Source organism: Actinomadura soli (assembly GCF_005889715.1).
Lineage (GTDB): Bacteria > Actinomycetota > Actinomycetes > Streptosporangiales > Streptosporangiaceae > Spirillospora > Spirillospora soli.
This window is the reverse complement of sequence record NZ_VCKW01000039.1, coordinates 1-22,284: the sequence shown is the minus strand read 5'-3', so window position 1 is coordinate 22,284 and position 22,284 is coordinate 1. Positions and strand designations below refer to the sequence as shown.

Genomic DNA, 22,284 nt, shown 5'->3' with positions numbered 1-22,284 from the left:
CCTGCGAATCTACAGCCTGCGGACCTGCGGCTTCGCGGGTGGCCCCGAGGTCGCCGTGACGCCTGGGCGGCGCTCAGAGCCTTTCTCGGAGCCGCGTGCCCTTCGCCTTGGCCTGGCCGTAGAGGTCGCGCTGGAAGACCTTCATCTTGGCGCGCAGATCCTCGTCGGACGCGGCCAGGATGCGGACGGCCAGCAGCCCCGCGTTGCGGGCGCCGGCGACCGAGACGGTCGCGACGGGCACGCCGGCGGGCATCTGCACGATCGACAGCAGCGAGTCCATCCCGTCGAGGTACTTCAGCGGGACGGGCACGCCGATCACCGGCAGCGGTGTCACCGAGGCCAGCATGCCGGGCAGGTGCGCCGCCCCGCCCGCGCCCGCGATGATCACGCGGAGGCCGCGGGCCGCCGCGTCCTCCCCGTAGGTGATCATGTCGCGCGGCATCCGGTGCGCGGACACCACGTCGGCCTCGTACGGGACGCCGAACTCGGCGAGCGCCTGGGCCGCGTCCTGCATCACCGGCCAGTCCGAGTCGCTGCCCATCACCACGCCGACCAGCGGCTCCGGCTCGGTCATCGCCGTTCCTCCCGCTCTTTCATCCGGGTGCCCCACCGCAGGTAGCCGGCGGCGTGGCGGGCGCGCTCGCGGACGTCCGCGAGATCGTCGCCGAGCGCGGTCACATGGCCGATCTTGCGGCCGGGGCGCGGCTCCTTGCCGTACATGTGCACCTTGACGGCCGGGTCGTGCGCCATCACGTGGATGTAGCGGGAGTAGACGTCCGGGTCGTCGCCGCCGAGCACGTTGGCCATGACCGTGTACGGGGCGGTCGGCTCGGTGGACCCGAGCGGCAGGTCGAGGACGGCGCGCAGGTGCTGCTCGAACTGCGACGTCCGGGCGCCCTCGATCGTCCAGTGGCCGGAGTTGTGCGGGCGCATCGCCAGCTCGTTCACCAGCAGGCCGGCCCGGGTCTCGAACAGCTCGACCGCGAGGAGGCCGACGACGTCCAGCTCGGCGGCGACGGCCAGGGCCAGGCGCTGCGCCTCGGCGGCCGCGCCGGCGGGCAGGCCGGGCGCGGGCGAGATCACCTCGACGCAGATCCCGCCCTCCTGGACGGTCTCCACGACCGGGTACGCGGCGCCCTGCCCGTACGGGGAGCGCGCGACGACCGCGGCCAGCTCCCGCGTGAACGGCACGTGCTCCTCGACCATCAGGTCGACGCCCTGGGACAGCAGCTCGTCGATCAGCCCGGCGGCCGCGCCGTCGAGGGCGTCGAGCACCCACACGCCCTTGCCGTCGTAGCCGCCGCGGGTGGCCTTGATCACAAGCGGGAACCCGTGGTCACGGGCGAAGTCCTCCAGCGTCCGCAACGGCGCGGACTTCGGCACGTGCACGTACGCGGGGCACGGGACGTCCATGGCGGTGAGGCGCTCGCGCATCACGAGCTTGTCCTGCGCGTGGGCCAGCGCGGCCGAACCGGGACGGCACGGGACGCCCGACGACTCCAGCTTCTGGATGTGCGACCCTGGGACGTGCTCGTGGTCGAAGGTCACGACGTCGCAGCCCCTGGCGAACGACAGGAGGTCGTCGAGGGAGCGGTCGTCGCCGATCCGGGCGCGGGAGACGACCTTGGCCGCCGAATCGTCCGCGGAACCGGCGAGCACGCGCAGCGACACGCCGAGGCCGATCGCGGCCTGCTGCGTCATCCGGGCCAGCTGGCCGCCGCCCGCCATTCCCACCACGGGTTTGTCGGCTGGATTCGTCACGTCAGCAGGTTATCGGCCGAATGGGGCGAACGAACCGTCCGGGCGCCGCGTCGAACCTGGGTGTGTGGGGGACGCGGTTATGGGCATGGAACGCTCGGACGGCGTGAAACGTTCATGTTCCGACGTCCCACGGGCCGCATGCGTCTATCCTCGTGATGCTCCCGCAGTCGCCGCCGCGCCGGACGTGGCGCACAGACGAAGTCCGGAAGGACGGTTCCCCTTCGTGAGCCTGGTCGCCAAGATCCATCGGCAGTTCGCGCACCTCGTGCGGGAGCTGGCCAAGTTCGGCAGCGTGGGCGCGATCGCGTTCGTCATCACCGTCGCGATCGGCAACGGCCTGCACACCGGCCTTGGGGTGGGGCCGCTGACGTCCAACGGCGTGGCGACGGTGATCGCGACGACGTTCTCGTACCTGGCCAACCGCTACTGGACGTTCCGGCACCGCGACCGCACCGGCCTCGGCCGCGAGTACGTCCTGTTCTTCGGCCTGAACGGCGTCGGGCTGGTCATCACGGAGCTGTTCATCGGGTTCACCCACTACGTCCTCAAGCTGGACGGCCCGATCTCCTACAACGCCGCCCTCGTCGTCGGGACGGGCGTGGCGACGCTGTTCCGCTTCTGGTCGTACAAGAAGTGGGTGTTCCTGCCGGCGAGCGCGCCGCAGGTCGACCCGGCGTCCGGGCTGCCGGAGGCGCCGTCCGCCGACCCCGCCGACCCCGTCGCGGAAGGTGCGGGCGCGCACCGCGCGAGCGGCGACCGCCCCGCGCCCTCCCCGCGGCTCGGCCACCCCCTCGACCGCGCCGCCGAGGACTACGCCGAGATCTAGGCGGCCCCCGCGATGGTCTGAGCGGCCCCGCGATGATCGGCGGGCCCGCCGTTCACGCCGGGCCCATCACCACCCGCTCGGCGGCCAGCCGGGCCTCCGCGGCCTGGCGGAGGAACACGCCGAACACGGCGGGACGCGACTGGATCAGTTCGAGCCGCCCGCCGTCCACGATCGCGAGGGAACGGGCCAGGTAGAGCCCGAGCCCGGTGCCGCGGCCGCCGCTGACGCTCCGTTCGAAGATCCGGGGCTCCAGCTCGGGCGGGATGCCGGCGCCCTCGTCACCGACCTCGACGACCACCCCGCTCGCGCCCGGCTTGGTGTGGATGGTCACGGTCCCGGCGCCGTGCATCAGCGAGTTGTCCAGGAGCGTGGCGACGATCTGGGAGAGGCCCTCGGGGTTGGTCATCCCGACGAGGCCCTGCTCGCCGACGATCCGCACGTCGCGTCCGTCCCGCCGGAAGATGGGCCGCCACTCCTCGACCTGCTGCGCGATGATCTCGTCGATGGGCGAGGCGACCGCGCCGCCGGTGCGGTCGTGCCGGGCGCGGGCGAGCAGCTGCTCGACGACCGCGACGAGCCGTTCGGCCTGCGTGACGGCGGCGGCGCCCTCCTCCCGGACGACGTCGGGATAGTCGGCGGCCTCGATCATCTCCTCCAGCCGCATGGACAGCGCGGTCAGCGGCGTGCGGAGCTGGTGGCTGGCGTCGGACGCGAACTCGCGGCTGGACGCGACCAGATCGGCGATGCGGACCGCGCTGCGGTCTAACACCTCCGCGACCCGGTCGACCTCCGGGACGCCGTAGCGGCGCCGGCGCGGCCGGGCGTTGCCGGTGCCGAGCCGGTCGGCGGTCTCGGCGAGGTCGATCAGCGGCAGCGTCAGCTTGCGGGCCTGGACCATCGCCAGGCCGACGGTGACGGCGACGCCGAGCAGCGCGAGGCTGCCGATGAGCAGCATCAGCCGCAGCGCGTCGGCGCGGATCTCCGCCTCCGGCCGCGACACCCGGACGCGCACCGCGCCTTCCGTCTGCGTGGCGGTGAGGACGGGCCCGCGCCGCGGTGGTCCCGCGGTGAGCGTCCGGCCGTCCGGCAGGGTGATCGAGATGTGCCGGCCCGGGTACTCCCGCGCGATCATCTCGCCGGTGACGGGACGGCGCGTCTCCAGGCTGAAGCCGACGCCGCCGGCGATGGAGGACGCCTCGCGGTACAGCGACCGGCCGGCCTCCTCGTAGACGAGCTTGTGGGCGGCGTAGGCGAGGGGTATGCCGAGCGACAGGATCGCGACCACCGCCACCGCGAGCGTCGACAGGAGGAGTCGGCGCCTCATCAGGGGCTCCTTCGAGGGTGGGGCCGCGGAGCGTGCGGCACGTCATTCCGGGGGCCTCTCGGGAAGGCCCCCGGCGTCCCGCACGACCGCGGCGGCCGGTGCTAGTCGCCGCGCTCGAACCGGAAGCCGACGCCCCGCACCGTCGTGATGTAGCGGGGGCTGCCGGCGTCGTCGCCGAGCTTGCGGCGCAGCCAGGAAATGTGCATGTCGAGCGTCTTCGTGGAACCCCACCAGTTGGTGTCCCACACTTCGCGCATGATCTGTTCGCGGGTCACGACCTTGCCCGCGTCGCGGACGAGGACGCGCAGCAGGTCGAACTCCTTCGTGGTGAGCTGCAGCTCCTGGTCGCCCATCCAGGCGCGGCGCGACTCGGCGTCGATCCGCACCCCCTGGACGATCGGAGTCTCGGTGCTGCCCCGGCGCAGCAGTGCCCGCACCCGTGCGAGCAGTTCGGCCAGCCGGAACGGCTTGGTCACGTAGTCGTCGGCGCCCGCGTCCAGTCCGACGACGGTGTCGACCTCGTCGGCACGGGCGGTCAGGATCAGGATGGGCACGCCATGTCCTTCGGCCCGTACCCTGCGGGCCACCTCAAGGCCGTCCAGCTCGGGTAGGCCGAGATCAAGGACGATCAGGTCCACACCACCGCCGAGCGCCCGCTCCAGCGCCTGCGGGCCGTCCGGGCTGACTTCGACGGTGTACCCCTCGCGACGCAGCGCACGGGCGAGAGGCTCGGAGATGGACGTGTCGTCCTCGGCGAGCAGTACTGAGGTCATGAACCGATCGTATGACCATTCTTGAACATTGCCCCGCTGCCGCCGCGCTCTTGACCTGCGGTTTGCCACTCATAGTACATCCTCGAACACCGCATATCCGGTGGAATCTGGATGCACCCGGCATTCGACCACCCGGGCGTGGCGCGGCATCAGGCCAGGACGGCGGCCGACGCGCCGGGCAGTTCGACGAATGCCGTTTCGGAATCGCCGAATTTGTCGGCGTCGAGGCGAATAGCCGGGTCTGAGGCGAGCAGGAGGCGGGGCCGGGGCGCTCCGGGGGCGGCCGCGGGCAGCACGACGGGCTGCCCGCCGAGGTTCGCCGCGACGCACACCCGGCCGCGCCGCATCATCAGCCAGCGGGCGGTGTCGTCGTCCACCTCGACGGTCGTCTCGGTCAGGCGCGGGTCGTTCAGCTCGGGCCACGAGCGGCGCAGCGCGAGCAGCGACCGGTGCCATTCGAGCAGGTCGCGGTGGTGCGGGCGGTCGGGTTCGGTCCAGTCGAGGACGGAGCGCCGGAAAGTTTCCACAGCCTGTGGATCGGGCACCGCGTGGGTCCAGCCGTGCCGGGCGAATTCCCGGCGGCGTCCCTCGCTGACGGCGCGCGCGAGTTCCGGGTCCTGGTGGTCGGTGAAATAGCACCACGGGGTGGACGCGCCCCATTCCTCGCCCATGAACAGCATCGGCGTGAACGGCGCGAGCAGCACGAGCGCCGCGCCCGCCTTGAGCATGGACGGGGATATCCCGGAGGACGCCAGGACGGCTCCGATCCGGTCGCCCGCCGCGCGATTCCCCACCTGGTCGTGGTTCTGCAGGAACCCGAGGAACCGGTGCGCGGGCGTCTTCTGGACGTCGACCGGACGCCCATGGCGCCGCCCCCGGTACGTCGACCAGTTCCCGTCGTGGACGAAGACGTTCGTCAGCGCTTTCTTGAGCGTCTCAAGGGGCCCGAAGTCGCAGTAGTAGCCCTGCCGCTCGCCGGTCAGCGCGGCGTGCAGCGCATGATGGAAATCGTCGCTCCACTGGGCGTCCAGCCCGTACCCGCCCGCTTCCCAGGACGTCACCAGGCGCGGGTCGTTCAGGTCGGATTCGGCGATGAGGAACAGTTCACGTCCAAGGTGCGCCGACAAGCAGGCCACAGCGCACGACAGGTCCTCCAGAATGTGGACGGCGCTGTGGTCGGTGATGGCATGGACGGCGTCCAGGCGGAGCCCGTCGAAGTGGTAGTCGCGCAGCCACATCAGCGCGTTCTGCACGACGAAGGCGCGGACTTCCTCCGAGCCCTCCTGGTCGAAATTCACCGCGTCGCCCCAGGGCGTGGGATGGACGTCCGTGAAATACGGGCCGTAGGCGGCTAGTCGGTTACCGTCCGGGCCCAGGTGGTTGTAGACGACGTCCAGGACGACGGCGAGGCCGCGCGCATGGGCGGCGTCCACAAAACGCTTCAATCCGTCGGGACCGCCATACGGCTCGTGCGGCGCCCACAGGTGAACGCCGTCGTAACCCCATCCGTGGCGGCCGGGAAATGCGGCGACGGGCAGAAGTTCCACGGCGTCTATGCCCAGGGCGACGAGATGGTCGAGTTGCTCGGCCGCCGCGTCGAACGTCCCTTCCGGCGTGAACGTGCCCACGTGCATTTCGTAGAGGACGCTTCCGGGGAGCGGCCGTCCATGCCAGTGCTGGTCCGTCCAGGCGAACCGGTCGTGGTCGTAGACGCGGCTCGGCCCATGGACGCCGCCCGGCTGCCATGGCGAACGCGGGTCGGGGAGCAGTTCGTCGCCGCCGTCCAGGACGAAGCCGTAATCCGTTCCGTGGGCGGCGTCTGGGATCTCGGTGCGCCACCAGCCGGAATCCACTGCGGTCATGGGGCTGCGCACAGCCCCGCCGGTCACGACCCCGGTGACGACGTCCACGCGGTCGGTGCGGGGCGCCCACACCTCGAACCGGGTGCTCACCGGTTCATCTCCCTGGGGACGAGCAGCGCCACGGGCAGGTGCTCGAAGATCCGGGCGGCGTCCAGGAACGGGCCCATGTGCGTGCAGCCCGTGAGGACGTCCCGCCAGCCCTGGCGGCGGACGTCCACCCGCGTCCGGCCCCAGCCGCCGCGCCGCTCCAGGCCGACGGGCAGGCGGGTGGCGAGCGCGACGGCGTCGCCGCGGGCGAACCCGATGACGTGCTCGGCGGCGGGACCGCGGGACGCGATCGGCTCGTGCCCGGCGCCCGGGCCGAACCATTCGGGGTGCGACCGGCGCAGCCGCAGCGCCCGCGACGTCACGAGCAGCTTCTCGTCGTCCACCTCCTTCGGCTGCCGGCCCGTGTCGAGGCGGAAGAGGTGCTCGCGGCGCCGCCCGTAGTCGACCGGCCGCCGGTTGTCGGGGTCGACCAGCGACAGCCCCGTCAGCTCGCAGCCCTGGTACACGTCCGGGACGCCCGGCATCGCAAGCTGGACGAGCTTCTGCCCGAGCGTGTTCACGCGCGCATAGGGAGCGAGCCTGCTGACGAACGAGGTCATGTCGGTGACCAGGTCGGGATCGGCCAGGACGCCCCGCGCGTACTCCAGGACCGCCTCCTCGTAGGCGGGATCTCGGTCGAGCCAGGACGTGCGGGTCTTGGCCTCGCGCATCGCCTTGACGAGGAACTCTTCCAGCCGTCCGGAGGTGAGGGGCCATGCGCCGACGAGCGTCTGCCAGAGCAGGTATTCAAGGTCCGGTTCCAGCGGGGATGGGGCGGAACCCCAGTTTCGCCAGCGCTCCACTTCCTCCGCCCACTCGCCCGGCAGCTCCGACAGCACGGACAGCCAGGCCCGTACGTCCTCCTCCCGCTTCGTGTCGTGCGTGGACAGCGTCGTCATCGTGGACGGCCAGTCGCGCGCCAGCCTCCTGCAATGCGAATGGAACTCTTCGGCGCTGACGGAGAACCGTCCCGGGTCGCCGCCGACCTCGTTCAGCGCGGCCATGCGGTTCCACCGGTAGAACGCCGTGTCCTCAACGCCTTTGGCCGCGAGCGGGGCCGACGTCTGCTGGAACCGGACGATGAACTCGGCGTCGGTGCGTTCGCCGCGTCCGAGGGCCAGGTCCACGACCGTCTCAAGGTCCGCGTGCAGTTCCTCTGGCAGATGCGCGCGTGCACGGCGAGCGGCCTCGTCCAGGACGTTCACGGCCTGCTGCGGCGCGTCCTCCCCAGGGACGACGTACGCGCGGTAGACGGGCATGGCGACGAGCAGCTCGACCAGTGCCCGCTCCAAACCGGGCCTCTGCTCGCCCACGACCCGCCGCAGGACGCGCAGAAGCCGGTCGATCTCCGGTCTGAGGCCGTGCGACGCGGCATGGTGGCGGGAGTCGCGCTCGACCTCGTCGAAGTCGCGCGGGCCGCCCGTCAGCGCCACGTAGTACTCGGTGAGCGGCTTCTCTCCCGCCGGGTCGACGAACAGGCCGCCGATCATGCCGAGCGAGTCGTAGCCGGTGGTGCCCGCGCACGGCCAGTCCGGCGGCAGCCGCTCCTCCCCCTCGGTGATCTTCTCGACCAGCACCCAGGCGTCCGGGGCCGCGTCCGCCAGCCGCCGCAGGTACCCGCGCGGGTCGGCGAGCCCGTCCGGGTGGTCGACGCGCAGGCCGTCCACCAGGCCCTCCTCGACCAGGCTCAGCAGCAGCGCGTGCGTCCGCTCGAACACCTCCGGGTCCTCCTGGCGGAGCCCGATGAGGCCGTCGATGTCGAAGAACCGCCGGTAGTTGGGTTCGCCCTCGTCGCGGAGGACGAGCCGGCCGCCGCCCGCCTCCCAGTCGACGTCGAACCACTTCGCGAACGGCGACCCGGCCCCGTCCGGCCCGTCCGCGAGGACGGCGGCGAGCGGCAGGTTCAGCTCGTGCGGCACCGGGACCGCCATGTGGTTCGGGACGACGTCCACCAGCACCTTCAGCCCGTGCGCGCGGAACCGGGCCGCCATGGCGCCGAACGCCTCGGACCCGCCCAGCTCGTCCGCCAGCCGGGAATGGTCGATCACGTCGTAGCCGTGCGCGGACCCGGGCGCGGCCTGCAGGATCGGCGACAGGTGCACGTGCGACACGCCCAGGGACGCCAGGTAGGGGGCCAGCGCCGCCGCCTCGGCGAATCCGAAGCGCCTTTCCGCCGTCCCGCGGAGCTGGAGCCGGTACGTCCCGGACGGCGGCGCGGCGGTCTCGTCCTCCGCCGGGTCGGCCCTGTTGTCTTCGGTCAGGTTCTCTTCGGCCAGGTGGTCCTCGGACACGGTCTCCTCATCGGGGGGTTCGTCGCCGGGGAGCGGTTCCTCGGGAGCGGGTTCGGCGTACATGGCGTCGACGTGCATGGGCAGGACCTTCACGTGCATGGCTCAGCCGCGGCGCAGGACCTGGACCGAGCGCGCGCCGACCTGGACGGTCTCCCGGGCCTTCACGGCGGGCGACTCGTCCTCGGCGAGCAGGGGGTCGGCGGTGTCGAGGGTCTTCATCCACATCTCCCCGTAGGCGGCGGGCGGCAGCGTGAACGCCAGGTCCCCGTCGTGGGCGTTGAACAGCAGCAGGAACGAGTCGTCCGCGACCCGCCTGCCCCGCCGGTCGGGCTCGGAGATCGCGTCGCCGTTCAGGAACACCGCCAGGGACTTGTTGAACCCGGCCGACCAGTCCGTGCCCGCCATCTCCGCGCCGCCGGGGGTGAACCAGACGAGGTCGGGCAGTTCCTCCGGTCGCGCGGCGGCGCGGGTCTTCTTCGTCCGCCGGTCGCCGAGGAAGAAGCGGCGCCGCCGGAACACCGGATGCTCGGTGCGCAGCCTGGACAGCCGCCGGACGAAGTCGAGCAGCGTGCCCTGCTCGGCGAGCGTCCGGTCCGTCCAGTCGACCCATGAGAGCTCGTTGTCCTGGCAGTAGGCGTTGTTGTTGCCGCGCTGCGTCCGGCCGATCTCGTCGCCGTGCAGCAGCATCGGGACGCCCTGGGACAGGAACAGCGTGGTCAGGAGGTTGCGTTTCTGCCGTTCGCGCAGCGCGACGACGTCCCGGTCGCCGGTCGGGCCCTCGCGGCCGCAGTTCCACGACCGGTTGTCGTCGGTGCCGTCCCGGCCGCCCTCGCCGTTGGCGTCGTTGTGCTTGCGGTCGTAGGAGACGAGGTCGTCCAGCGTGAAACCGTCGTGGCACGTCACGAAGTTGATCGAGGCGCTCGGGCGGCGGCCGTCGTCGGCGTACAGGTCGGACGAGCCCGTCAGCCTGGAGGCGAACTCGGGCATCGCGCCCGGCTCGCCGCGCCAGTAGTCGCGCATCGTGTCGCGGTACTTGCCGTTCCACTCCGTCCAGAGCGGCGGGAAGTTGCCGACCTGGTAGCCGCCCTCCCCCACGTCCCACGGCTCGGCGATCAGCTTCACCTGCGAGACGACGGGGTCCTGCTGGACGAGGTCGAAGAACGCCGACAGCCGGTCCACCTCGTGCAGGTCGCGGGCCAGCGTCGCCGCGAGGTCGAAGCGGAACCCGTCCACGTGCATGTCCGTCACCCAGTACCGCAGCGAATCCATGATCAGCTGCAGGACGTGCGGGCTGCGCATCAGCAGGCTGTTCCCCGTGCCCGTCGTGTCGGCGTAGAAGCGGGGGTCGTCGTCGGCGAGCCGGTAGTAGGCGGGGTTGTCGATGCCGCGGAACGACAGCGTAGGCCCGCGGTGGTCGCCCTCGGCGGTGTGGTTGTAGACGACGTCGAGGATCACCTCGATCCCGGCCTCGTGCAGCGCCTTCACCATCGCCTTGAACTCAAGGACCTGCTCGCCCCGCCGCCCGGACGACGCGTACTCGTCGTGCGGCGCGAAGAACCCGATCGTGTTGTAGCCCCAGTAGTTGCGCAGGCCGCGGCCGATCAGCGCGTCGTCGTGGACGAACTGGTGCACGGGCATCAGCTCCACCGCCGTCACCCCGATCGACCGCAGATGATCGACGATCACCGGATGGGCGAGGCCCGCGTACGTGCCGCGCAGCGCCCGCGGGACGTCCGGATGCCGGGCGGTGAGGCCCTTCACGTGCGCCTCGTAGATCACCGTCTCGTGGTAGGGGATGCGCGGCGGCCGGTCGTCGCCCCAGTCGAAGTACGGGCTGACGACCACCGAGCGCATCGTGTGGGCCGCCGAGTCGGCGTCGTTGCGGGAGGACGGGTCGCCGAAGTCGTACCCGAAGCAGGACTCGTCCCAGTCGACGGCGCCCTCGACGGCCAGCGCGTACGGGTCGAGGAGCAGTTTCGCCGGGTTGCAGCGCAGGCCCCGGCGCGGCTCGTACGGGCCGTGCACCCGGAACCCGTAGCGGCGTCCGGGCATGACGCCGGGCAGGTACCCGTGCCAGACGAAGGCGTCCACCTCGGGGAGCGTGAGCCTCGTCTCACGGCCGCCGCCCCTGCCATTGCCGTCGCCGCCGCCCGGCGGGTCGTCGAACAGGCACAGCTCCACCCGCTCGGCCGCCTCGGAGTAGACGGCGAAGTTCGTGCCCGCCCCGTCGAACCGGGCGCCGAGGGGGTAGGCGTCGCCCGGCCAAACCTGAGCCACTGTCCCGCCCTCCCGTCCCGCGGCCCGCGAGTCTCGCGCGACGCGCGCCCGCACCGCCGCGCGCGCGTGGGAAGCCCTTCCCCGTGAGGGGTGGATCACACCGATTAGGGGAGCTCTGGCCAGAACGAACGAACCTGAGTTACTTTAGGGGAGCCTAACCTTAATGAGGGTGCCCTAAGCTCTCCTGGTCAGGCTGTGGAGGACACGCGAACCGCACGGAAGGTCCGTCGACCGAATGTACGTCTGCATCTGCAACGCCGTCACGGAGGACGACGTTCACGGCTGCATGGCACGCGGTTGCCGGACGGCCAAGGAGGTCAAGGCCGCCTGCGGCTTCAAACCTGCCTGCGGGACGTGCACCAAGCGCATCCACACCATGGTCAGCCAGTACCGCACCGCCAGTGAGCTCGCCGACGCCCTGACCGGCGGACCGGCCGGGCTGTCGGCCGTCCCCGAGCAGGCTCCCGAGCAGATCGTCGCCGGTCCCTCCGGGGCCGTCGAGACCGTCGAAGGAGGCGCCGCTCCGCCGACCGCAGCCTGAGCCTTCCGGGCCCCGCACGGCCCCGCCCGCGAAGGGCGGACACGCGCCTTGCGGGGGTTAGTGCTGTCCCCATACCCCCCGTCATGGAAGCATGGAGGTCATGGAAGGCGACAAGGACATCATCGCGCTGCTGAACGACCAGCTCACCGCGGAACTGACGGCGATCAACCAGTACTTCCTGCACTCCAAGATGCAGGCGAACTGGGGCTTCACCCGCATCGCCGAGCACACCCGCGACGAGTCCTTCGACGAGATGAAGCACGCGGAGCGGCTGACCGACCGGATCCTGTTCCTGGAGGGCCTGCCGAACTACCAGAAGCTCGGCACCCTGCGGATCGGGCAGAACATCGTCGAGCAGCTTGAGGCGGACCTCGCCGTCGAGATGGAGGCCGTGGCCCGGCTGCGGCCCGGCATCGACCTGATGCGCTCGCGCGGGGACGTGACCTCCGCCCGGATCTTCGAGGACATCCTCGCGGACGAGGAGGAGCACATCGACTACCTGGAGACCGAGCTGAGCCTCGTCCAGGCGCTCGGCGAGCAGAACTACCTGCAGCGCCTCACCGACGCCCCCGGCGAAGACTCGATCAAGCCCGTCTGAGCAGGGCCCTCCGGCCGGCGGCCACGGTCATGGCGCGTCCAGGGCCGGGGGCTGCGTGCCGGGGGTGCGGCGCAGCACGTACGGCTGGATGATGCCGAGCCCCCGGACCGGACGGCGCACCAGCCGCGTCACCTCGTACGCCCGGCTCGACTCCAACTGGGCGGCCAGCTCGCCGTCGATCACGACGGAGCCGGGCCGGGCGAGGGACGTCAGCCGGGCCGCGAGGTTCACCGTGGTGCCGAACAGATCGCCCATCACCGGCACGACGGGCCCGTGCGCGACGCCGACCCGCACGTCCGGGACCTCGGTCTCGTCCTGGATCGCGGCCGCCACCGTCAGCGCGATCTCCGCGCCGATCTCCGGCGTCTCCGCGCTGAACAGCACCTCGTCGCCGAGCGTCTTCACCAGGCGGCCGCCGCAGGAGGCGATGATGTCGGCGGCGGTCTCCTCGAACCACTCCACGATCCGGGCCAGCTCGATCTCCTCCAGCTCCCGGCTGACCTGCGTGAACGACACCATGTCCGCGAACCCGACGGTGGCCGGGGTGCGGCCCGCCGGGTCGCCGTTGTCCCGGGTCGCCGCGGCGGCGAGGGCGCGCGTCCCGGCCGCGGCGAGCTGCCGCCGCCAGGCGTGCACGACCAGCGGCTCGAACTCGCCGATGTGCTTTTCCGCCACGTCCACGATCGTCTGGACGGCCTCGGCGGACGGCGTGTCGTGCGGATCCTGCGTCAGCATGCTGTGCAGCAGGCTGACCTGCCATTCCGCGAGGCGGGTCATGGTCTGCCCGAACGCCCGGACGAGCCGGATCACGCCCTCCTCGTCGAGGACGCCGTCGTCCATCAGGCGGCGGATGCGGTCCAGGGCGGCGATGTCGCCCTCGGTGTAGGCGACCGTCTCGTCCGGCATCGACGGGTAGCCGAACGCGCGCCACACCCGTCCGGAGAACTCTCGGGAGACCCCCGCCAGGCGCACGGCGTCGACGCGGTTGTACCGCAGCTCGCCCCCGAGGAGGAGCTCTTCGATCTCCTTCGGATCCGGCATTCCGGCCGCCATCTTCCGCCCCTCAGTCGGCCGCCGCCATGGGCCGCGGCGACGGCGTCGTGAATCGGTATCCGGACATATCGTCGCAGATCAGCAACTGATTCATGGCGTTGACCGCCGATGGCCTCCGCTTATTCACCAGAGAGGCACACCTCACCGGTGCGGCACCCCCGGTCTCACGTGCACCCCTCACCGGACGTGCACCCCTCGTCGCAGGCGCGCCCCTCATCGCACGTGCACGACGTCGCCGGCGCTGATCGCGCTGTCTCCGCCCGGGCCGGCGACGATCAGCCGTCCCGCGCCGTCGACGTCCCGGGCCGTGCCGGAAAACCGTTCGTCGCCGGGCAGTTCCACCCGCACCTCCCGGCCGAGGGTGGCGCACAGGTCCTTGTACGCGGTGCGGAGCCCGCTGGTCTCAGGGTCGCCGTCGAGCGCCGTCCACTCCCGGTACCAGGTCGCGAACTCGCGCAGGATCGCGCGCAGCAGCGGCGCCCGGTCGCTGAGCGGCGCGCCCTCGATCGCGAGGGACGTCGCCGTCTTCACCGGAAGCTCGTCCTCGCGCAGGCCGACGTTCAGGCCGACGCCGACGACGAGCCCGTCCGCGGCCTTCTCCACGAGGATCCCGGCCAGCTTCCGGTCGCCGGCGAGCAGGTCGTTCGGCCACTTGAGCCGGACGTCCACGGCCACGTCGCCGTCCCCGGCGCCGCCGAGGAAGCGCTCCCCGGTCTCCGACCAGGCCGTCATCCGGCGGACGGCGGTCGCGACGGCGACGCCGGTCAGCAGGGGCGCCCAACCGAGCATCGGCACCGGCACCCGCGGGCGCAGCAGCATCGAGAACGTCAGCCCCGAGCGGGCAGGGGCGGTCCAGACCCGGCCCAGGCGGCCGCGGCCCGCCGTCTGCAGCTCGGTGACCAGGACGGTGCCCTCGGGCGCCCCGTCCGCGGCCCGCGCCGCGAGGTCGGCGTTGGTGGAGCCCGTCTCGGGCACGACCCGCACGTCCCGCCACAGGCCGCCGTCCCGGACGAGAGCGCGCCGCAACGCCGCCTCATGCAGCGGCGGCCGGTCGAGATCGCCATAAGGTGAGTCGCTCACCCGACCCATCCAACCCCACGTGTATGACGATCGTTAGGGTGCCCTTCATGGATGGTGTGGCGTTGCGGCGCGACGGGCATGTCGCGGAGATCGTGCTGGACCGGCCCGAGGCGCTCAACGCGCTGTCCACGGCGATGGCGCGGCGGCTCGCGGCGGTCTGCGCGGAGGTGGCGGCGGACGCGTCCGTCCGCGCGGTCGTGCTGGGCGCGGCCGGGGAGAAGGCGTTCTGCGTCGGCGCCGACCTCAAGGAGCGCAACGCGATGACCGACGCCGAGATCATCGCGCAGCGGCCGGTGTTCCGGGCCGCGTTCGGCGGCGTCCTCGGCCTGCCGCAGCCGGTCATCGCGGCCGTGCACGGGTTCGCGCTCGGCGGCGGCTGCGAGTTCGCGCTGTCCGCCGACCTGATCGTCGCGGACGAGACGGCCGTGTTCGGGCTGCCTGAGGTGGGCGTCGGGCTCGTCCCCGGCGGCGGCGGGACACAGCTCGCGCTGCGCCGCCTCGGCCCCGGCAGGGCCGCCGACCTGGTGTTCACCGGCCGCCGCCTCGCGGTCGACGAGGCCCTGGAGTACGGCCTCGCCGACCGGAAGGTGCCCGCCGGAAAGGCCCGCGAGGAGGCGCTGGCGGTCGCCGGCGTGATCGCGGGGAACTCGCCGGTCGCCGTCCGCGCCGCCAAGCGGGCCCTCCGCCTCGGCGGCGGCGTGAGCCTGGAGGCCGGGCTCGACCTGGAGGAGAACGCCTGGCGGACCGTCGCGTTCTCCGCCGACCGCCGCGAGGGCATCGCGGCGTTCAACGAGAAGCGAAAGCCCGTCTGGCCGTCCTGACCCCGTGGCCGTCGCGCGGCCGCAGCCCGAACCAGACCAGGACGACGGTGACGAGCGTCATGGCCACGATCACGCCGAGCGCGAGGTGGATGCCGGCCAGCCCCGCCCCCTGGGTCGCGGCGACCGAAGCCATGATCGGGATGCCGACGGTCAGGGCCACCTGCTGGGTCATCGAGGTCAGGCCCGTCGCCAGGCCCTGCTGCTCGTCGGGCAGGCCCGACGTCGCGGTCACCGTGAACGCCACGATGGCGCTGACATGCCCGAAGAACCCGATGAACAGGGCGGGGATCAGGACGGCCAGCGCCGCCCGGTCCGCGCCGAGGAAGATCAGCGGGACGGTCGCCAGGCCCTGCACGGCCAGCCCCGCGACGAGGACCTTGCGGCTGCCGAGCCGCCCGACGACCCGTCCGGCGATCACCCCCGCGGCCACCGACGCCAGCCCGGGGACACCGAAGATCAGCCCGGTGACCAGCGGCGAGAAGTCCAGGCTCCGCTGCAGGTAGAGCGTCATCAGGAAGATCATGGCGGGCTCCAGAGCGAAGATCATGAACCCGGCGTAGTTGCCCCACTTCACCGTGGGCCGCCTGAGGATGTGCACCGGGGCGAGCGGCGCGGGCGAGCGGAGCTCGATCACCCAGAACGCGGCCAGGAGCAGCACGCCGGCCACGGCGGCCGGGACGCTCCGCTCGATGACCGCGTAGATCACGGCCAGCAGTCCGCCGGACACGGTGACCGCCCCCGGCAGGTCCAGCCGCGTCCGTCCCGGCGCCCTGCTCTCGCTGATCAGGATGGGCGTCGCCACCAGGATGGCCACGGCGACGGGGACGTTCACGAAGAACGCCGCCCGCCAGCCCAGCAGGCCGACCAGGGTGCCGCCGACCAGCGCGCCGGCGGTGAAGCCGCCCGACAGCAGCGCCCCGTTGAGGCCGAGGACGCGCTCGCGCAGCGCGCCCTCGGCGAACGTGGTGGTGAGCAGCGACAGCGTCGCGGGGATCGACATCGCGGTGGCGAACCCCTGCAGCGCCCGCGCGGTCAGCAGCATCTCCGGGTTGACGGCGAAGCCGCCGAGCAGCGAGGACCCGACGAGCAGGACCATCCCGGCGACGAACAGCCTGCGGCGGCCGAACAGGTCCGCCAGGCGGCCGAACACGAGCGCGAAGCCCGCGGCGGGCAGCGCGTACGCCGAGGCGATCCAGGGCAGGCCGGTCAGCCCAAGCCCGACGCCCGCGCCGACCTCCGGCAGCGCGACGTTCAGGATCGAGAAGTCGACGGCCATCGTGAACCCCGCCCCCAGCAGGACGAGCAGCACCATCCGCTCCCTGCCGGTGAAACGCGGCGCCGCGACCGCCTTCGTCCCGGCGCTCGTCCGGACACCGGGCTCGGCGCTCGTCCCGGCGCCGGTCTCGGCGCTCGTCTCGGCGGTCATGAGGCGGTGCCGAGGTCGTCGGAGTGCCCGGCTTCCAGGCGGGGCCATTGGGAGGCGGGACGTCCATTGATGCGGAAGAACCCGCCGTCGATCGAGCCGTCGTGCGGCCAGCCCGCGGGCGAGTCCTCCCATTCCTCCTGGCGTCCGTAGACGGTCATGTCCATGAGCGGGTAGCTGTTGTCCAGGGCCTCGACGCCGCGGCCGGTCGTCCAGTAGGTCTCGAAGACGCGGTCGCCGTCCCGCAGGTAGCAGACCAGGTGGAACATGCCGACCTGGCGTCCGACCAGCAGGGTCTCCGCGGAGTCCTGGGCCGAGTACCAGGGCATGTCCCAGCCCATGAAGTCGCGGTACCGGACGCTCTCCTCGTACGGCCCCTGGCAGAGCGTGGCATAGGTGATGTTCGCGGCGTGCAGGTAGGACAGCTCGCGGACCTTGCCGTTGTAGTACGTGCAGCCCTCGCACTGCTCGGCGGCCGGACGGCCCGTGTACCACATCATGTAGTAGGCGATCAGATGGCGGCGGCCCTCGAACGCGTCCAGCAGCGTGACCGGGCCGTCCGGGCCGATCAGCGGCGTGGTGGCGTCCACCTCCACCATCGGGAGGCGGCGGCGGGCGGCCGCGATCGCGTCACCCTCGCGCGTGTGCGCCTTCTCCCGCACCCGCAGATCGTCCAGCTGGGCCTGCCAGGTGGCACGGTCGGTGATCTCGGGCAGCGGAGGTGTCGTGTCGGTGCTCATCGGGTGTTCCTTCCTCTCGGTTGGACTTTCGCCCCACCGACGAAGGACACCCGCCCGGGATCGACATCCCCGGCAAATTCTTGGTTCAGAGTTCGCGGAGGCGCCCGGCGAGGTAGCGGCGGTCGGCCTCGGTCGGCGCGAGCGTCAGCGCCTCCTCGTACGCCGCCCTGGCCTCGGCGGCCCGGCCGTCGCGGCGGAGCAGGTCGGCGCGGGTCGCGGGCAGCAGGTGGTACCCGTCGAGCCGCCCGGACGCCGTGAGCTCGTCGACCAGCTTCAGCCCGGCCTGGATGCCGTCCGCCATCGCGACCGCGACGGCGCGGTTGAGGTCCACGACCGGGGACGGCGCCATCCGGCCCAGATCGGCGTACAGGTCGGCGATCCGCGGCCAGTCCGTGCTCGCCGCGTCGGGCGCGGTGGCGTGGCAGGCGGCGATGGCCGCCTGCAGCTGGTAGGGCCCGGCCCGCCGCGCGGCCAGCGCCCCGTCGAGCACCGCGACCCCCTCGGCGATCAGTTCCCGGTCCCACCGGGACCGGTCCTGGTTCTCCAGCGTGACGAGCACGCCGCCCTGCTTGCGGGTCGCGCGCCGCGCCTCGTGCAGCAGCATCAGCGCGAGCAGCCCGCGCGGCTCCGGCTCGCCCGGCATCAGCCGGACGAGGACCCTGGTCAGCCGGATGGCCTCGGCCGTCAGCGCCCGGCGCTCGTCCTCCTCGTCGTAGCCCTCGTTGAAGATCAGGTAGAGCACCGCGAGGACGGCCGCGAGCCGCTGCGGAAGGAGATCGGCGGGCGGGACCCGGTACGGGATCCCGGCGTTCTGGATCTTGCGCTTCGCCCGGACGAGCCGCTGCGCCATCGTCGGCTCGGCGGTCAGGAAGGCCCTGGCGATCTCGGCGGTGCTCAGCCCGGCCAGCGTGCGCAGGGTGAGCGCGACCCGCGCCGGGAACGGCAGCGCCGGATGGCAGCAGGTGAAGATCAGCCGCAGCCGCTCGTCCGGGATGTCCTCCGCGGGCTGATCGCCCGGGTCGCGGGCCAGCACGGCGAGCTGCCGCAGCTTGGCCGCGCCCGCGGCGTCCCGGCGCAGCCGGTCGATCGCACGGTTGCGGGCCGCCGTCGTCAGCCACGCCCCCGGACGGCGCGGGACGCCGTCGCGCGGCCAGCTCGCCAGCGCGAGGGCGAACGCGTCCTGCGCGCAGTCCTCGGCGAGGTCCCAGTCGCCGGTCATGCCGATCAGCGTCGCGACGACCTGACCCCACTCGTCCCGGTAGGCCGCGTCGACCGCCTCCCGGACGGAGTCGCCCGGCGTCGTCATTCCCAGACGGGACGGATCTCGATGCCGCCCCGTCGCGCGTAGGGATGGCCGGCCGCGATCTCGATGGCCTCGTCCAGGTTCGCGCAGTCCACGATCACCACGCCGCCGACGAAGTCCTTCGTCTCGGCGAACGGCCCGTCCGAGACGAGGGTCTCCCCCTCACGAACGGTGACCGTGGTCGCGTCCACCACCGGACGCAATCGCATGCCGACGATCTCCGCCCCGCGCCGCTCCAGGTCGGCCTCCCACGCCTGGTGCACCGGGTCGGCGGCCATCTCTTCGTTGCTCGGCGCGTCCGTCTCGTCATCGCAGATCAGCAGCACATACCTCACACCCCCGATTCTGCCCGACCCCCACGACATCCGGACGGAACGATCAGAGCGCTACGTGAGGGGCTTGGTCATGTGGACGATGGTGCGGCCGCCGATGTCCTCGCGGGCGGTCTCGTGGTAGCCGAGGGACGTGTACAGCGCGATGTTCCGGGTCATCAGCTCGTTGGTGTAGAGGCGCAGGCGCGGGAGGGCCAGCGAGCGGGCGTGCTGCTCGGCGAAGGCCAGGAGAGCGCGGCCGATGCCCTGGCCGTGGCGGTCGGGGGCCACGGCGACGTTCTCGATCAGGAGCACGCCGTCCTCGGGGATGAGGACGATCAGCCCGTCCGGGCCCTCCCCGGTCACGAACACGTGGCCGGCCTCGATGAACGCGGCGTAGTCGGCGTCCATGGGGATCGGGCGGGCGCCGATGAGCTCCGCCCAGGGCGTGTATGCGGCTTCGACGATCTCTTCGATGCGCGGCCGGTCGGCCGCGGCGGCCGGTCTGATCATCACTCAGCCGGTGTTCTGGAGGCCGGCGGCGACGCCGTTGACGGACAGCAGGAGCAGGGCTTCCAGGTGGGCGCGTTCGTCGTCGTTCGCGACGCCCTTGCGGAGGGCCTTGAGGGCGCGGAGTTGCAGGTGGGAGAGGGCGTCCACGTACGGGTTGCGGAGTTCGACGGCTCGGGAGAGGACGCGGCGGTTCTCCAGGAGGCGTTCATGACCGGTCACCGCCAGGACGAGGCGGCGGGTGCGGTCGTACTCGGTGAGGACGGCCTCGGAGAGCCCGGGACGCTCGCCCAGGGCCAGGTAGCGCTCGGCGATGGCGCGGTCTGACTTGGCGAGGCTCATCTCGGCGTTGTCGAGGAGGGTGTTGAACAGCGGCCACGCCTCGTACGCCTCGCGGAGTTCGGCGACGTCGCGGCCGTCGCCGGAGACGGCGGCGAGGCCGCTGCCCAGGCCGTACCAGCCGGGGAGGTTGACGCGGGTCTGCGTCCAGGCGAACACCCAGGGGATGGCGCGCAGGTCCTCCAGGCCGCGGGCGGCCTTGCGGCGGGCCGGACGGGAGCCGATGCGCAGTTCGGCGATCTCCTCCAGGGGGCTGACGCGGGCGAACCACGCGGCGAAGCCGTCGGTCTCGATAAGGGAGCGGAACGCCGTCTGCGCGGCTTCGCTGATCTTGTCGGCCAGGGGGCGGAAGCGGGCGGCGGCCCGGCGGGCCCGGTCCTGGACGGCGTCCGTGGAGGCGAGGAGGATGGCGCTGGTCACCTGCTCGACATGCCGCTTGGCGATCTCGCCGTGGCCGTAGCGGGCGAAGATGACCTCGCCCTGCTCGGTGACCTTGAAGCGGCCCGCGACCGAGCCGGGCGCCTGGGCCAGGATGGCGCGGTTGGCGGGGCCGCCGCCGCGGCCGAGCGAGCCGCCGCGGCCGTGGAACAGGGTGAGCGCGATGCCGTTGCGCGCCGCCCACGCGGCCAGGGCCTCCTGGGTGTCGTAGAGGCGGAGGGTGGCGCTGGTGGGGCCGAGCTGCTTCGCCGAGTCGGAGTAGCCGAGCATGACCTCCAGGCGGCGGCCGGTGGCGTCCAGGCGGTTCCGGACGGCCGGGATCTCCAGCATGCCGTCCAGCACGGACGGGGCGCGCTCCAGGTCCTCGCCCGTCTCGAAGAGCGGGATGACGTCGAGGACGGGCGCGCCGTCGCCCAGCGAGGCGGCGAGGGCGTGCACGTTGGCGATGTCGTCGGCGGAGCGCGTGAACGACACGATGTAGCGGTGGCAGGCGCGGACGCCGAAGCGCCCCTGGATCCAGGCCACGACGCGGAGGGTCTCCAGGATCTCCTCGGTCATCTCGGACGGCGGGCCGCCCGCGGCGACCTCCTTCAGGGCCTGCTCGTGGAGCTCGGAATGCTGCCGGATCTCCAGTTCGGCCAGGTGGAAGCCGAACGTCTCGACCTGCCAGATCAGGTGCTGGACGCGTCCGTACGCCTGCCGGGGCGCGCCCGCGCCCGCGAGGGACTCCTGGACGGTGCGCAGCTCGGCGAGGAGGTCGTCCGCGGACGCGTAGGCCAGCTCGGCGTCGCGCTCGCGGGTCGCGGCGACACGGGCCGCGGCGTGCAGGAGGAACTGGCGGTGCGGCTCCCCGGGCGAGCGCTTGGCGATCTCGTCGATCAGCCCGGGATGCGCGGTGCGCGCGGCGGCGAGGGCGGTGCGGAGGTCCTTCGACGCGGGCGTCGTGTCCTCGTGGACGGTCAGCTCGCGGCCGATCCGCGCGCAGGCCGCCTCCAGCGCCCGCAGGACGTGATCGGCCTGGATCATGACCGCGTCCCGGGTGACCTGCGCGGTGACGTACGGGTTGCCGTCGCGGTCGCCGCCGATCCAGCTGCCGAACCGCAGGTACGGGCGGGCCTTCGGGGGACGGGTGCCGGAGTTCCCGAGCGCGCGGTCGAGGGCCCGGTAGACGTGCGGGACGGCCCGGAAGATCGTCTCGTCGAACGCGGCCATCGCGGTGCGGACCTCGTCCAGGGGGTCCATCTGCGCGGCGCGGCGCAGCGCCGTCCGCCAGAGCAGGTCGATCTCCTCGCGCAGGCTCCGCTCGATCTCCTCCCGCTCGGTGGCGCCGGGCGCGCCGTTCAGCCGCGTCATCAGGTCGCTGATCCGCTGGATGGCGGTGACGACGGCGCGGCGGCGGGCCTCGGTCGGGTGGGCGGTGAAGACGGGACGGAACTCCAGGCCGTCGACGAGATCGTCCAGGCGGCCGTCGCCCGCCTGGACCTGCTGGACGGCGGCGGCCACCGACCCGGGGACGGTGTCGCCGGTATCGCGGTCCCGCAGCGTCCGGATGCGGTGGTGCTCCTCCGCCAGGTTCGTCAGGTGGAAGTACACGGTGAACGCGCGGGCGACCTGCTCGGCACGTTCCAGCGTCCAGCCGTCGACGAGGGCCGCGACCTCCTCGCCGCCGATCTCGCCGCGGCGGGCCGCGATCACCGCGTGCCGGAGCCGTTCGACGTCGTCCAGCAGGCCGGGGCCGCCGTACTCCACCAGGCCGTCGCCGAGCATCGCACCGAGCAGGCGGACGTCGCGGCGGAGCGGTTCGGGCATGTCCTGCCGGAACGTGTCGCGTGTCTTCGTGGCCACCCGCCCAAGCGTAACGACTCCCCCGGTCACGGCCCCGCCGCCTCCCTGTGGGGGGACGACCCCCCACACCCCCCGTTGAAG

Annotated in this window: 19 protein-coding genes; 4 read left to right on the top strand and 15 right to left on the bottom strand. The window is 72.4% G+C overall.

Annotated elements, in window-relative coordinates:
* Positions 1-73 precede the first annotated feature (73 nt).
* Both purE and ETD83_RS10375 read right to left on the bottom strand, forming a co-directional pair.
* A complete protein-coding gene (gene purE / locus ETD83_RS10380) occupies positions 74-574 on the bottom strand; it encodes a 5-(carboxyamino)imidazole ribonucleotide mutase (protein WP_138644856.1) in 501 nt (166 codons plus the stop codon).
* Positions 571-1,761, bottom strand: coding sequence for a 5-(carboxyamino)imidazole ribonucleotide synthase (locus ETD83_RS10375; protein ID WP_268920437.1), 1,191 nt, complete (start codon positions 1,759-1,761; stop codon positions 571-573). Before ETD83_RS10375 ends, purE begins: the two co-directional genes overlap by 4 nt.
* A gap of 223 nt (positions 1,762-1,984) precedes the next feature.
* On the opposite strand from ETD83_RS10375, the gene ETD83_RS10370 reads away from it, so the two are divergent.
* A complete protein-coding gene (locus tag ETD83_RS10370; protein WP_230420812.1) occupies positions 1,985-2,587 on the top strand; it encodes a GtrA family protein in 603 nt (200 codons plus the stop codon).
* A gap of 52 nt (positions 2,588-2,639) precedes the next feature.
* Here ETD83_RS10370 and ETD83_RS10365 read toward each other — a convergent pair whose 3' ends face one another.
* From ETD83_RS10365 to glgX, 5 genes are all read right to left on the bottom strand, one after another.
* Positions 2,640-3,911, bottom strand: coding sequence for an ATP-binding protein (locus tag ETD83_RS10365; protein ID WP_138644855.1), 1,272 nt, complete (start codon positions 3,909-3,911; stop codon positions 2,640-2,642).
* A gap of 101 nt (positions 3,912-4,012) precedes the next feature.
* On the bottom strand, positions 4,013-4,684 hold the full coding sequence (locus tag ETD83_RS10360; protein ID WP_019629095.1) for a response regulator transcription factor: 672 nt from the start codon (positions 4,682-4,684) through the stop codon (positions 4,013-4,015).
* Positions 4,685-4,833: 149 nt separating this feature from the next.
* Positions 4,834-6,636, bottom strand: coding sequence for a malto-oligosyltrehalose trehalohydrolase (gene treZ / locus ETD83_RS10355; RefSeq protein ID WP_138644854.1), 1,803 nt, complete (start codon positions 6,634-6,636; stop codon positions 4,834-4,836).
* On the bottom strand, positions 6,633-9,023 hold the full coding sequence (gene treY / locus ETD83_RS44325) for a malto-oligosyltrehalose synthase (protein ID WP_230420811.1): 2,391 nt from the start codon (positions 9,021-9,023) through the stop codon (positions 6,633-6,635). Before treY ends, treZ begins: the two co-directional genes overlap by 4 nt.
* 3 nt (positions 9,024-9,026) lie before the next feature.
* The gene (gene glgX, locus ETD83_RS10345; protein WP_138644853.1) at positions 9,027-11,201 is read right to left on the bottom strand and encodes a glycogen debranching protein GlgX; all 2,175 of its coding nucleotides are present in this window, start codon (positions 11,199-11,201) and stop codon (positions 9,027-9,029) included.
* A 235-nt stretch (positions 11,202-11,436) separates the two neighbouring features.
* Here glgX and ETD83_RS10340 point away from each other — a divergent pair, with 235 nt between their 5' ends.
* Complete coding sequence (locus ETD83_RS10340) at positions 11,437-11,742, top strand: (2Fe-2S)-binding protein (protein ID WP_138644852.1); 306 nt, start codon at positions 11,437-11,439, stop codon at positions 11,740-11,742.
* A 100-nt stretch (positions 11,743-11,842) separates the two neighbouring features.
* The gene (gene bfr / locus ETD83_RS10335) at positions 11,843-12,340 is read left to right on the top strand and encodes a bacterioferritin (protein WP_138644878.1); all 498 of its coding nucleotides are present in this window, start codon (positions 11,843-11,845) and stop codon (positions 12,338-12,340) included.
* Positions 12,341-12,367: 27 nt separating this feature from the next.
* Here bfr and ETD83_RS10330 read toward each other — a convergent pair whose 3' ends face one another.
* Complete coding sequence (locus ETD83_RS10330) at positions 12,368-13,381, bottom strand: adenylate/guanylate cyclase domain-containing protein (RefSeq protein WP_138644851.1); 1,014 nt, start codon at positions 13,379-13,381, stop codon at positions 12,368-12,370.
* 225 nt (positions 13,382-13,606) lie between these two features.
* On the bottom strand, positions 13,607-14,473 hold the full coding sequence (locus tag ETD83_RS10325) for a biotin--[acetyl-CoA-carboxylase] ligase (protein ID WP_205717587.1): 867 nt from the start codon (positions 14,471-14,473) through the stop codon (positions 13,607-13,609).
* Between the two features lie 47 nt (positions 14,474-14,520).
* On the opposite strand from ETD83_RS10325, the gene ETD83_RS10320 reads away from it, so the two are divergent.
* Positions 14,521-15,294 (top strand): enoyl-CoA hydratase/isomerase family protein, encoded by a 774-nt coding sequence (locus ETD83_RS10320; protein WP_230420810.1) that lies wholly within the window; start codon positions 14,521-14,523, stop codon positions 15,292-15,294.
* Here the strand turns inward: ETD83_RS10320 and ETD83_RS10315 are convergent.
* The 6 genes from ETD83_RS10315 to ETD83_RS10290 form a co-directional block, all read right to left on the bottom strand.
* On the bottom strand, positions 15,260-16,720 hold the full coding sequence (locus tag ETD83_RS10315) for an MFS transporter (protein WP_205717586.1): 1,461 nt from the start codon (positions 16,718-16,720) through the stop codon (positions 15,260-15,262). The two genes, ETD83_RS10320 and ETD83_RS10315, sit on opposite strands and share 35 nt — an antisense overlap.
* A complete protein-coding gene (locus ETD83_RS10310; protein ID WP_138644848.1) occupies positions 16,717-17,457 on the bottom strand; it encodes a DUF899 family protein in 741 nt (246 codons plus the stop codon). Before ETD83_RS10310 ends, ETD83_RS10315 begins: the two co-directional genes overlap by 4 nt.
* A gap of 85 nt (positions 17,458-17,542) precedes the next feature.
* Entirely contained in the window at positions 17,543-18,763 is a 1,221-nt protein-coding gene (locus tag ETD83_RS10305) for an RNA polymerase sigma factor (RefSeq protein WP_138644847.1), read from the bottom strand.
* Positions 18,760-19,095 carry a YciI family protein gene (locus ETD83_RS10300; RefSeq protein WP_138644846.1) on the bottom strand — a complete coding sequence of 112 codons (336 nt, stop codon included), beginning with the start codon at positions 19,093-19,095 and terminating at the stop codon, positions 18,760-18,762. Before ETD83_RS10300 ends, ETD83_RS10305 begins: the two co-directional genes overlap by 4 nt.
* Positions 19,096-19,146: 51 nt before the next feature.
* Positions 19,147-19,584: a GNAT family N-acetyltransferase gene (locus tag ETD83_RS10295; RefSeq protein ID WP_138644845.1), complete on the bottom strand. Its 438-nt coding sequence runs from the start codon at positions 19,582-19,584 to the stop codon at positions 19,147-19,149.
* A gap of 3 nt (positions 19,585-19,587) precedes the next feature.
* Positions 19,588-22,167, bottom strand: coding sequence for a phosphoenolpyruvate carboxylase (locus ETD83_RS10290; RefSeq protein ID WP_138644876.1), 2,580 nt, complete (start codon positions 22,165-22,167; stop codon positions 19,588-19,590).
* Positions 22,168-22,284: the final 117 nt, after the last annotated feature.

Excerpts from the sequence above, each read along its gene's own strand:
- purE (WP_138644856.1), bottom strand. The coding sequence starts at position 574 with ATGACCGAGCCGGAGCCGCTGGTCGGCGTGGTGATGGGCAGCGACTCG.
- ETD83_RS10365 (WP_138644855.1), bottom strand. The coding sequence starts at position 3,911 with ATGAGGCGCCGACTCCTCCTGTCGACGCTCGCGGTGGCGGTGGTCGCG.
- ETD83_RS10360 (WP_019629095.1), bottom strand. The coding sequence starts at position 4,684 with ATGACCTCAGTACTGCTCGCCGAGGACGACACGTCCATCTCCGAGCCT.
- treY (WP_230420811.1), bottom strand. The coding sequence starts at position 9,023 with ATGCACGTGAAGGTCCTGCCCATGCACGTCGACGCCATGTACGCCGAA.
- ETD83_RS10340 (WP_138644852.1), top strand. The coding sequence starts at position 11,437 with ATGTACGTCTGCATCTGCAACGCCGTCACGGAGGACGACGTTCACGGC.
- bfr (WP_138644878.1), top strand. The coding sequence starts at position 11,843 with ATGGAAGGCGACAAGGACATCATCGCGCTGCTGAACGACCAGCTCACC.
- ETD83_RS10330 (WP_138644851.1), bottom strand. The coding sequence starts at position 13,381 with ATGCCGGATCCGAAGGAGATCGAAGAGCTCCTCCTCGGGGGCGAGCTG.
- ETD83_RS10320 (WP_230420810.1), top strand. The coding sequence starts at position 14,521 with ATGGATGGTGTGGCGTTGCGGCGCGACGGGCATGTCGCGGAGATCGTG.
- ETD83_RS10315 (WP_205717586.1), bottom strand. The coding sequence starts at position 16,720 with ATGACCGCCGAGACGAGCGCCGAGACCGGCGCCGGGACGAGCGCCGAG.
- ETD83_RS10310 (WP_138644848.1), bottom strand. The coding sequence starts at position 17,457 with ATGAGCACCGACACGACACCTCCGCTGCCCGAGATCACCGACCGTGCC.
- ETD83_RS10305 (WP_138644847.1), bottom strand. The coding sequence starts at position 18,763 with ATGACGACGCCGGGCGACTCCGTCCGGGAGGCGGTCGACGCGGCCTAC.
- ETD83_RS10295 (WP_138644845.1), bottom strand. The coding sequence starts at position 19,584 with ATGATCAGACCGGCCGCCGCGGCCGACCGGCCGCGCATCGAAGAGATC.
- ETD83_RS10290 (WP_138644876.1), bottom strand. The coding sequence starts at position 22,167 with ATGCCCGAACCGCTCCGCCGCGACGTCCGCCTGCTCGGTGCGATGCTC.